A 9,600-nucleotide genomic window follows, 5' to 3' on the forward strand; every position below is an offset into this window, starting at 1 on the left:
TCGTGTATCGTTTTGGTCAACGTAATTTCTTACAGTTTGATAACATTCCCGAAAATTGTGTCCTGGTGTTGCTTCATTCCCTCAGTTGGGGCGTTGCTGTTTGACTGACCACTTGGAGCTTGAACAGTGAAGCGTCGTCATTTTCTGCGCGCGGCTTCTGTTGCGCCCGCCTCTCTCGCTGCATCCTCTCTCGTGCCCCAATCAGCTTGGGCTGATGGAAATGAAGACCGGGGAACAGGCCCTTCCGGTGTATTCGAAGTGGTGGCCCAGTTTGATGGACCAGGGCCTTCGGGCGTCGTGGTTCTGCCAGATGGTCGCATATTCGTTGGTTTTCCACGGCATGCGGTTGACCATAAGGGGGCGACACTGGGTGAGCTCGTGAAGGGGAAGGTTGTTCCTTATCCTTCGGTCGAGGAAAGTATGCCCAGCAGCCGCTCGGCCGCGGATTGCCTTGTGTCCGTTCATGGCATGACGCTGGATGCAAAGGGCCGGATCTGGGCAATCGATGACGGCAAAAGAGCCGGTCACCCGCTGGCGCTTGGTGCCGCCAAGATCATTTGTATCGATCCACAGACCAGCACGATTGTTCACAGGATTATCCTGAAAGCGCCGGCACTTCTGCCGGACAGTCATATGAATGATCTGCGTGTGTCCTTGTCTCATGGACCCCAAGGCACGGTATTGGTGACGGATTCTTCATTCGGGACGAAGCCGGGACTTGTGGTGGTGGATGTCGCGACAGGGCAGGCGCGCCGTGTCCTCACGCAAAGCAAAGCCATTCTGGCGGAACAGGGCTTTCTTGCAATTGTGGAGGGTGAGCCCCGCCGATACATTCCCGGCAAGCCCCAGCTTGTTTCGGGCGGTGTGGATGGCATCGCCATCACAAAGGACGAGCAGCGTCTGTACTTCTCGCCTCTGACAAGTCGACGTCTTTATAGCTTGCCCGTTGCTCTGCTCGCAGATGTCTCTTCGGATGATGCAAAGCTTGAGCCGGCAATCAGGGACGAAGGTGAGAAAGGGGTGGCTGACGGTCTCGATTTCGACCGGCATGATCGCCTTTACACGACCAATTACGAACACGACTGTATCTTACGACGTGATCCGGATGGCAGTTTCAAGATGATGCTCCGGGACCCGCGCGCTCTTTCGCCGGATGGCATTTTTGCATCCGACAATTATGTCTACTGCACGTTTGGTCAGTGGAACCGGCTGGCCTCTTTCAATGAAGGCAAAGACCGGCGCGTTCCGCCCTATCTGCTGGTCAGGTTCCCGATTGAAGAGCCGGAAGCCTACAATGCCCTGCCCGAGGGGGCACCATCCAAAGCCGGGACACCGGGGGATTAAAAACGAAAAAAGCCCTCGACCAGAGGACTGGATCGAGGCTTTTTCGGGCTTGGAGCCTTTAGACTGTCTGCTGCGGTGGCAGTTGGTCTTCTGTCGTGTGCTTGTCCACTGCCGCAGGAAGCAGTTGGGCAATAGCCGGAAGAATGGTTGCTGCCGGAAGACCTGTCTTTGCAACAATCATCTGGATCTGCTCGTTCGTCAGCAGGTTGCGGAGTTCATCCGTGGTGATGGGCAGGTTCTCGCCATTGCCAATCCAGGAATGGATCTTTTCATCAAGGCCTGCGCTCTTGGCCTGTGCGATGAGCATGTTCAGGCCTTCGCCTTTGAGCATGTCCCCAAAGCTACCGCCCAGCTTGTCGCCGAGTTGGCCGCCGAGGGCGCCCATGGCCTGATTCACGATGTTACCGAAAAAGCCGCTCATGGCGCATGTTCCGTTTTTGATGCGGCCTGAACGCCGCTAGGAGAAAAAAGGGCCGAGCCAAAATGATCGGCCCGGCTTTAAATCAGGACGCCCGTTTTTTGTTCAGTTCCTGAGGAACTTCGACGTCAATTTCGAGCATTGAACAGCCACTGCCACGGTCGACCTTGATCTTGACCTTGTCCTGATCGACGGCGACGTGGCGTGCGATGACTTCCATGATTTCTTTGTGAAGCTGCTTGATCAGGTCTGACTCACCTTCTTCACCTGCGCCACGTTCGTGAGCGAGAAGAATCTGGAGGCGATCCCGTGCGACAGCGCTACTGGACGTCTGCTGACGTTTTGCGAAGAGGTTTGCGAGGAAGCTCATGCCGCACCCTTCTTGCCAAGGAGCCAGTCAAAGAAGCCACGCTTCTCGACCGGGACTGAAACTTCAATCTTCTCACCAGCCAGACGACGTGCGGCTTCAAAATAGGCGCGCGCCGGGAGGCTTTCCGGAGAGGATAGGGTGACAGGAGCGCCAACGTTGGACGCCTTCAGAACATCATCGCTTTCCGGAACAATACCAACCAGCGGGATGGACAGGATTTCCAGAACGTCTTCAACGCTCAGCATTTCCTTGCGGGCAGCGCGGATCGGGTCATAACGCGTGATGAGAAGGTGCTTTTCAATCTTCTCGCCGCGTTCGGCCTTTTCGGTTTTGCTATCCAGCAAGCCGATAATGCGGTCTGAGTCACGTACGGAGCTGACTTCAGGGTTCGTCACGATGACTGCAGCGTCAGCATGGTACATGGCGAGTTGCGCGCCGCGTTCAATGCCAGCCGGGCTGTCACAGATGACCCAGTCAAACTTCTCGCGAAGTTCTTCCATGACGCGGGCCACGCCTTCTGACGTCAGCGCATCTTTGTCGCGCGTCTGGGAGGCCGGAAGAATGGACAGGGTTTCACAGCGTTTGTCGCGGATCAGGGCCTGGGACAGTCTTGCGTCGCCCTGCACCACGTTGATGAGGTCAAACACAACGCGACGTTCTGCACCCATCACCAGATCAAGGTTACGCAGGCCAACGTCAAAATCCACCACAACGACGTTCTGGCCGCTCTGCGCGAGTGCGGCGCCGAGAGCGGCGGTCGATGTCGTCTTGCCGACGCCACCCTTGCCTGAGGTGACAACCAGAACCTTGGCCATGAATACTCCAAAAACTGCTTCTGTGACGTAATGCCGCCCGTTGTGCGGAACCCGCGCCTGATGCCTTATCCTATGGGATAGTAAAGCCTTACGGCAACACGGGAATAAGGGCTGTTTCGTGGCATGAGGTCACTTTCTTGCAGTTCCCGCCTCCGGATCAGCGCGGAAGAGGCAAAACGCGGACCCGGTCCTCATCCAGAAGGACCTGTGCGGGCTGTCCGAAAATCGCAGCGTCAATGTCTTCCGTAACGGCGTAAAAGCCATCCAGAGCAAGGAGTTCGGCTTCCATTCTGGACGCAAAAATCCGCGCTTCAGACTTGCCGCCGACACCGGCAATCGCGCGACCACGTAACGAACCGTAAACGTGGATAGAACCTGCTGCAACGATCTCTGCTCCTGATGAAACGGAGCCGATAATGATTACGTCGCCCTGCATGTGCTGGATGCACTGTCCTGAGCGAATGGCACCGTCGAGGATCAATGTCTGGCCACCTGAAGGCGCTGCGACCGCGGTTGCATCAGCTGCGGCCCCTTGATCGGGAAGCTCCACTTCGCCGGAAGGGCGGCCGCCTTCGAAGGAGGCAGGCCAGTCCCACCCCGCGACAGCCGGCCATGAACGATCACCACCTTCAATGCTGATGATCCGCACGCCACGACTGCGGATGTCTTCCAGAAGGGTTGGCAGGCCCGGTGTTTCCTCCGAGAGAAGTCCGAGGTCGAGAATCACTGGCTTTCCGCTGAAAAGGCCGCCCGAACGGACCACCTGCTGATCCAGGCCAGCCAGCCAGAGGTTCAGGGGAGCCTCCGGTGACAGGACCAGCGCCAGAAAAGAGCGGCCGCGGGCACGGATGCGCATCGGGGAGGAGGCGTGAGAAGCGGATGCGGTGTCTGACATCGGAAAATTCGTTGGCCCTGTATGGAAGCGATAACGCAGGCTCTTGTGAGCGCGGTATGGCTGACTTAGAACATGAAGAATGCGTATCCTGCATCACCTTCCACTCTCCCCGCAATGCCGTCTTGTCCGGCTTGTGCTTGGCGAGAAGAGACTGCCCTGTGAACTCGTGATCGAACGGGTGTGGGAACAGCGCGAGGAATTCCTTGCTCTGAACCCTGCTGGTGAGGTTCCGGTTCTTGTTGAAGAGAACGGGCTGGCCGTACCTGGCGCCCGCGTCATCTGCGAATATCTGGATGAAGCCTATCCGGATACACCCCTGCTTGGCCGTACGCTTGCCGAACGTGTCGAAGTCCGTCGATTGATGGACTGGTTTGAGACCCGTTTCGGGCAGGAAGTGACGCGCAATCTGCTGGGCGAGAAAGTTGACAAGCGGTTGTATGGCCGTGGCCACCCAGACGGAAACGCCCTGCGGGCCGGTTACGGCAACATGCGCTTCCATCTGGACTATATCGGCTGGCTGGCAGAAACGCGGTCCTGGCTTGCGGGGCCGTCCATTTCGATGGCTGACTTCGCTGCTGCTGCGCATCTCTCGGCGCTGGACTTCATTGGGGATGTGAACTGGGCAAAAGCGCCGGCCGCCAAGGACTGGTATGCTCGGGTGAAGTCCCGTCCGTGTTTCCGCGGCCTTCTGACTGACCGGATGAGTGGCATCACGCCGCCTGGTCATTATGCGAATCTGGATTTCTGAGCGGGAGCTGTCCGTGACATTTGATGTGGTGGTCCTTGGGGCTGGTGCGGCTGGCCTCATGGCTGCTGCAACAGCGGGACGTGGTGGTGCGCGTGTACTGGTTCTGGATCACGGGGCCGAACCCGGACGCAAGATCCTGATTTCGGGCGGTGGACGCTGTAATTTTACGCATCTGGAGACCGGGCCAAACTGTTTCCTGTCCCAGAACAAGCATTTTGCGCGCTCAGCGCTGGCACGTTACACCCCGCGTGATTTCGTGAAGTTAGTGGATCGCTATCAGATTGCCTGGCACGAGAAGGCCAAGGGGCAGTTGTTCTGCGATGGGTCTGCCCGTCAGATCGTGGATATGCTGGTGTCTGAATGTCAGGATGCTGGTTGTGAAGCACGGATGGAGACCCGGATTACGGATGTCGAGGCCGATGCGGACGGCTTTGTCGTTCGCACGGATGCTGGGGATGTTCGAAGCCGTTCTGTGATTTTGGCGACCGGCGGTCTGTCCATTCCCAAACTGGGGGCTACGGACCTTTCCCTGCGGATCGCACGATCCTTCGGTTTGAAAATTGTCCCGACCGCTCCCGCTTTGGTGCCGTTGGTCCTGGATGATGCGGACCCTTCTCTGGCAGGGGTGTCGCTGGATGTCGTGACAACCTGCGGGAAAAAAGGACCTCGCTTCGCCGACGGGATGGTTTTCACCCATCGTGGGCTGTCAGGCCCGGCCATCCTCCAGATTTCCTCTTATCTTGAGGCAGGCAGCGCGGCTCATATTGACCTGATGCCGGGACGAAATGCGTTGGAGGTTTTGCTGGCGATCAAGAAGGCACGTCCGCGAGCGCTTCCTCCCAGCCTGCTTGAAGCGCTCCCCGCGCGTCTGGCGAAAGAGCTGGCTGCCGGGCTTGGAGACGTCATGCTGGCCAATCAGCCGGACAAGAATATCAAAGCGCTCGCAGAACGTCTGTCCCGATGGGAAGTCCGTCCTTCTGGAACGGAAGGGTACGCGAAGGCCGAAGTTATGCGCGGAGGGATCGATACGAGCGGTCTTTCGTCCCAGACAATGGAAGTGCGGGACGTCCCGGGGCTGTATGCGATTGGTGAAGCAGTGGATGTCACGGGATGGCTGGGTGGCCACAATTTCCAGTGGGCCTGGTCCAGCGGTGTTGCTGCAGGACACGCTGCCGCTGCCCGTGTATAGGCTGGTGCGCCACAGGATTGCCATATCGGCATAGGATGCCCGCAACTGATGAGCGGAAGATCCGTTTTGCGCTCACATGAATTGTTTTGAGAGGGTCATGTTGATGTCTGGTTCTATTCGCCGTTCAGCCCTGCGTACTGTTGCAGGCCTTTCATTCCTGGGATTGGGTGCATGCGTTGGAACGGCCGCGCCGGGCCCTGTTAACCCGTCAGCGCCTGTCGCCGGGTATGGCTATACCTGCAAGGCCGGAATCTACACCTGCAAGATGCCAACTCAGGTTCCTTTGGGCACCTCCTGTTCCTGCCCGGGACTGGGCGCTGCAAGCTACGGCAACATCCATCAGCCCTGAGGCTGCCAGGATTGGACATGAGCTCCTAAGGGGCTAGAACCGCGCCATGCAGGATGGGAGTTCCGGTATGGTGCAGTTCGTTCCATGGATTATTGCAGCAGCGGCTCTTGTGGTGGCTGCCTTGGCACTATTGCGTGGGAATAGCGGGGAGGTCGCCCGCCTGCTGGACCGTGAAGCCGATGAGCGTGCGCGGGACGCGGACTATCAGCGGGCGCATCTGGCCGAAGTTGAGCGTGTCCTGTCCGGTCGGATGGATGCTCTTCGGCTTGAAACCAGTGAAAAACTTGGCGATCTCGCGCGCCGCGTTGGGCAGGATCAGGCTGAAGGGCGCGTTCTGCTCTCCGATGCGTTGCGTGACATGGCACAAAGTCAAAACGAACAGATCGAGCGGATCCGTCTGGCCGTAAATGAACAGTTGCACGGTGCTGTCGAAAAACAGATGCAAACCAGCTTTCAACGCGTGGTTGAGCAGTTCAGTGCGATGCAGAAAGCCCTCGGTGAGGTCACAAGCGTTACAGCCCAGATCGGGGACCTCAAGCGTCTGTTCTCGAACGTCAAGACGCGCGGTGGCTGGGGCGAGGCACAGTGCCGGGCTATTCTGGACGATATTCTCCCGGAAGGGAGTTATGACACCAACTTTCGACTGGGAGACAGCGGAGAGTCGGTAGAGTTTGCCATTCGAATGCCTGTGAAAGGGCATGTTGCTCCCCGCCTGGCGATTGACAGCAAATTTCCCACCGAGGCTTACGAGCGGCTTTTGAATGCATCAGAGCTTTCGGATGCATCAGCTGAAAAGGCTGCGAGGCGCGAGCTTGAAACGGCGATCAAGTTCGAGGCGCGCAAGATCGCGTCCAAGTATATCCGGCCACCTGTCACGGTTGAATTCGCCGTCCTGTATCTGCCGACGGACGGTCTTTATACCGAAATTGCCCGGATGCCCGGCGTTATTGATGAAATCGGGCGGCTGTACCGGGTGATTGTCATGGGGCCGTCATTGCTACCCGCCATGCTGCGTACGGTTCATCTCGGTTATGTGACGCTTGCATTGGAAGAGCGGACAGAAACCATTGCAAGTCTGCTAGGCGCAACACGGCAGGAAATGCTGCGGATGGATCAGGTTCTTGAACGGTTGCAGCGGAATGCCGGTACGATGGGAAACACAATCGAAGAGGCGCGCCGCCGGACCCGTGTTCTTGGGCGTCGCCTGAGATCGCTGGATGGTATTGATAAAACGGATGAGGAGCAGGACGAGATTGATAGTCTGGAAGCTTAAGACTGATTTTAATTGGATGACAGGATATATTCCCGCATGTGACAGTTATGAGCATGATGCCCGTACCTGAGCACGAGGCGGTCTCCCGCCCGATTGAGCCTGTCATTCGTCTCCTGCTGATTGAGGACGATGAAAGTATTGCGTCGGAAGTCTCCGAGGAGCTTAAGACGCGCGGTTATGATGTGACGTGGGTCGATAATGGCATTCTGGGTCTCGAAGCTGCGCAGTCCGGTCAATACGACCTGATGGTCGTTGATCGTATGTTGCCTGAGATGGACGGCCTGAGTGTTATCGAGGCCCTGCGCCGCCAGAAGATCACGCTTCCAGTTCTGGTTCTTTCCGCATTGTCCGCAGTTGATGACCGTGTGAATGGCCTGAAGGCGGGCGGTGACGACTACCTTACAAAGCCGTTCGCCATGGAAGAACTGGCTGCGCGATTGGAAGCCTTGCTGCGGCGTCCTACGGATAGCCGTGTAACGGTCTTGCGCGTTGGTCCGCTCGAGATGGACCTGATTGAGCGCAAGGTGTCTCGCAATGGCCGGGACGTCGAGCTTCTGCCGCGTGAGTTCCGTCTTCTGGAATACATGATGCGTCGTCCGGGCACCGTTCTGACCCGAACGATGCTGCTTGAGGACGTCTGGAACTACCGCTTTGTGCCACAGACCAATCTGGTGGACGTGCATATCGGCAAGTTGCGCAGGAAGATTGATCTTCAGGGCGAAACGCCGCTGATCCATAGCATCCGGGGCGCGGGGTTCAGTCTGCGTGTATCGGACTGACATTTTCCGGACAGCCACGTTCCGGCTGACACTGGCATTCGTGGTGGCGATGATCGGCGGCATCACGATGCAGTTCCTTCTCGTCTATGCCCAGATGAACGGTTACGAAAGCGCCCGTTCCAGCGATTTACTTCGGCGGGAAGCGGCTCTGCTCGTTCAGGAAACGCCTGAGCGTTTGGAGGACGAAGTTCGGGAACGAAGCAAGACGGATTTGCGCGTCATTCTGAATGGTGCTGGCCTGTTCGACCTGAATCACAATCGCATTGTTGGTGACATTCGGCGCTGGCCTGAAGGGCTGGAGGTGTCTAACCGGACGCGTCGGCTCAAAGTCGCGCCTCCGGGGGACACACCCTATGAGATGCGATATCTGGCGATAGAAGTTCCGGGGCCGGGTGGCGGAGCAGGGGATCGGATTCTGGTCCTTGCCCGCTCCATGCATATGGCGGATGAGCTCCGGTACATCATTAAGCGGGCTGCGTTGATCTCACTGGTGCCAATGGTGCTGTTTGCGCTGCTGGCGGGATTGTTCCTCAGTCATCGGGCTTTGGCGCGGGTCAAGGAGATGCGGCAGGCCATTGAACGGATCATGGCGGGCGATCTGCATGAACGTCTGCCCGCCGGGCGCGAATGGGATGATATCGAGCGTCTTGCAGGCGCCGTGAACCGGATGCTGGATCGGCTTGAGCATCTGCTCGATGAAATTCGGGATGTTGGCAACGATATTGCGCACGATCTTCGGACCCCGCTGGCCCGTGTGCGGGCGCGGTTGGAGCGAGCGCTCTCCTCGTCAGATGATCCTGTTCACCTCAAGTCCATCATCCTGCGGGCCACGCAGGATCTGGATCAGTGCTTTTCCGTGATTACGGCGTTGCTGCGTATCGGCGAAATTGAGAACGGACGTCGGCAGGCTGGTTTCACGACGATGGATCTGTCGGAGTTGGTTGCCGGTATCGCAGATCTCTATGAGCCGATTGCCGAGGCTGGTGGGTTGGCTCTGAGTGTGGAAGGCGCAGATCGCGCAATTCCCCTCTATGGAGATATGGATCTTCTGAACGAGGTTCTGGCAAACCTCGTGGATAACGCCATCAAGTTCACGCCTCCAGGCGGGGATGTTGGGTTGATGGTCGGGCAGGACGAGCAGGGCTGTGCCTGGCTTCAGGTTCATGACACGGGCATCGGGATTGCGGAGGAAGAGCGGGGCGCCGTATTGGGGCGATTCTACCGTTCAGACAAAAGTCGTCACATTCCGGGAAGTGGTCTTGGTTTGAGTCTTGTATCTGCAATTCTGCATTTGCATGGGGCAACGCTGAAAATCAGTGCGTTCCGGCCCAATCAGGAACTGGCAGGATCAGTATTTACGATCCATTTTTCAGGGTGGAGTGGCTCTGAGCGTAGCGCCAGTATTACATGACATTTCTGT

At 57.6% G+C, this 9,600-nt stretch carries 11 protein-coding genes; 7 read left to right on the forward strand and 4 right to left on the reverse strand.

The annotated features are described in order from the left end of the window. The first annotated feature begins 126 nt into the window (after window positions 1-126). The gene (locus KP708_RS05075) at window positions 127-1,344 is read left to right on the forward strand and encodes an L-dopachrome tautomerase-related protein (protein WP_215750698.1); all 1,218 of its coding nucleotides are present in this window, start codon (window positions 127-129) and stop codon (window positions 1,342-1,344) included. A 58-nt stretch (window positions 1,345-1,402) separates the two neighbouring features. On the opposite strand, the gene KP708_RS05080 is transcribed toward KP708_RS05075, so the two are convergent. From KP708_RS05080 to minC, 4 genes are all read right to left on the reverse strand, one after another. Then, entirely contained in the window at window positions 1,403-1,765 is a 363-nt protein-coding gene (locus KP708_RS05080) for a YidB family protein (RefSeq protein ID WP_215750699.1), read from the reverse strand. Window positions 1,766-1,847: 82 nt separating this feature from the next. Next, window positions 1,848-2,132 (reverse strand): cell division topological specificity factor MinE, encoded by a 285-nt coding sequence (gene minE / locus KP708_RS05085; RefSeq protein WP_046901160.1) that lies wholly within the window; start codon window positions 2,130-2,132, stop codon window positions 1,848-1,850. After that, a complete protein-coding gene (minD, locus tag KP708_RS05090) occupies window positions 2,129-2,947 on the reverse strand; it encodes a septum site-determining protein MinD (RefSeq protein ID WP_046901161.1) in 819 nt (272 codons plus the stop codon). Before minD ends, minE begins: the two co-directional genes overlap by 4 nt. Window positions 2,948-3,104: 157 nt before the next feature. Next, complete coding sequence (gene minC, locus KP708_RS05095; protein ID WP_215750700.1) at window positions 3,105-3,842, reverse strand: septum site-determining protein MinC; 738 nt, start codon at window positions 3,840-3,842, stop codon at window positions 3,105-3,107. Between the two features lie 79 nt (window positions 3,843-3,921). Here minC and KP708_RS05100 point away from each other — a divergent pair, with 79 nt between their 5' ends. From KP708_RS05100 to KP708_RS05125, 6 genes are all read left to right on the forward strand, one after another. Further along, entirely contained in the window at window positions 3,922-4,590 is a 669-nt protein-coding gene (locus KP708_RS05100; protein WP_202207722.1) for a glutathione S-transferase family protein, read from the forward strand. Further along, entirely contained in the window at window positions 4,571-5,779 is a 1,209-nt protein-coding gene (locus tag KP708_RS05105; RefSeq protein ID WP_215750796.1) for an aminoacetone oxidase family FAD-binding enzyme, read from the forward strand. Before KP708_RS05100 ends, KP708_RS05105 begins: the two co-directional genes overlap by 20 nt. A 103-nt stretch (window positions 5,780-5,882) precedes the next feature. Next, the gene (locus KP708_RS05110; protein WP_215750701.1) at window positions 5,883-6,128 is read left to right on the forward strand and encodes a hypothetical protein; all 246 of its coding nucleotides are present in this window, start codon (window positions 5,883-5,885) and stop codon (window positions 6,126-6,128) included. 46 nt (window positions 6,129-6,174) lie between these two features. Then, window positions 6,175-7,401, forward strand: a complete 1,227-nt coding sequence (locus tag KP708_RS05115; protein ID WP_211513404.1) for a DNA recombination protein RmuC — start codon at window positions 6,175-6,177, stop codon at window positions 7,399-7,401. 47 nt (window positions 7,402-7,448) lie between these two features. Continuing rightward, window positions 7,449-8,180 (forward strand): response regulator transcription factor, encoded by a 732-nt coding sequence (locus KP708_RS05120; protein WP_252347476.1) that lies wholly within the window; start codon window positions 7,449-7,451, stop codon window positions 8,178-8,180. Continuing rightward, entirely contained in the window at window positions 8,167-9,591 is a 1,425-nt protein-coding gene (locus KP708_RS05125; protein ID WP_215750702.1) for a HAMP domain-containing sensor histidine kinase, read from the forward strand. The genes KP708_RS05120 and KP708_RS05125 overlap by 14 nt, the downstream gene beginning before the upstream one ends. Window positions 9,592-9,600 lie beyond the last annotated feature (9 nt).

The organism is Gluconobacter sp. P5H9_a (assembly GCF_018812085.1).
In the GTDB taxonomy this organism is placed as follows: domain Bacteria; phylum Pseudomonadota; class Alphaproteobacteria; order Acetobacterales; family Acetobacteraceae; genus Gluconobacter.

Bases quoted from the DNA above. Each gene is read 5' to 3' on its own strand.
- minD (WP_046901161.1), bottom strand. From the start codon at position 2,947: ATGGCCAAGGTTCTGGTTGTCACCTCAGGCAAGGGTGGCGTCGGCAAG.
- KP708_RS05110 (WP_215750701.1), top strand. From the start codon at position 5,883: ATGTCTGGTTCTATTCGCCGTTCAGCCCTGCGTACTGTTGCAGGCCTT.
- KP708_RS05120 (WP_252347476.1), top strand. From the start codon at position 7,449: ATGAGCATGATGCCCGTACCTGAGCACGAGGCGGTCTCCCGCCCGATT.
- KP708_RS05105 (WP_215750796.1), top strand. From the start codon at position 4,571: ATGCGAATCTGGATTTCTGAGCGGGAGCTGTCCGTGACATTTGATGTG.
- minE (WP_046901160.1), bottom strand. From the start codon at position 2,132: ATGAGCTTCCTCGCAAACCTCTTCGCAAAACGTCAGCAGACGTCCAGT.
- KP708_RS05080 (WP_215750699.1), bottom strand. From the start codon at position 1,765: ATGAGCGGCTTTTTCGGTAACATCGTGAATCAGGCCATGGGCGCCCTC.
- KP708_RS05100 (WP_202207722.1), top strand. From the start codon at position 3,922: ATGCGTATCCTGCATCACCTTCCACTCTCCCCGCAATGCCGTCTTGTC.
- KP708_RS05115 (WP_211513404.1), top strand. From the start codon at position 6,175: ATGCAGGATGGGAGTTCCGGTATGGTGCAGTTCGTTCCATGGATTATT.
- minC (WP_215750700.1), bottom strand. From the start codon at position 3,842: ATGTCAGACACCGCATCCGCTTCTCACGCCTCCTCCCCGATGCGCATC.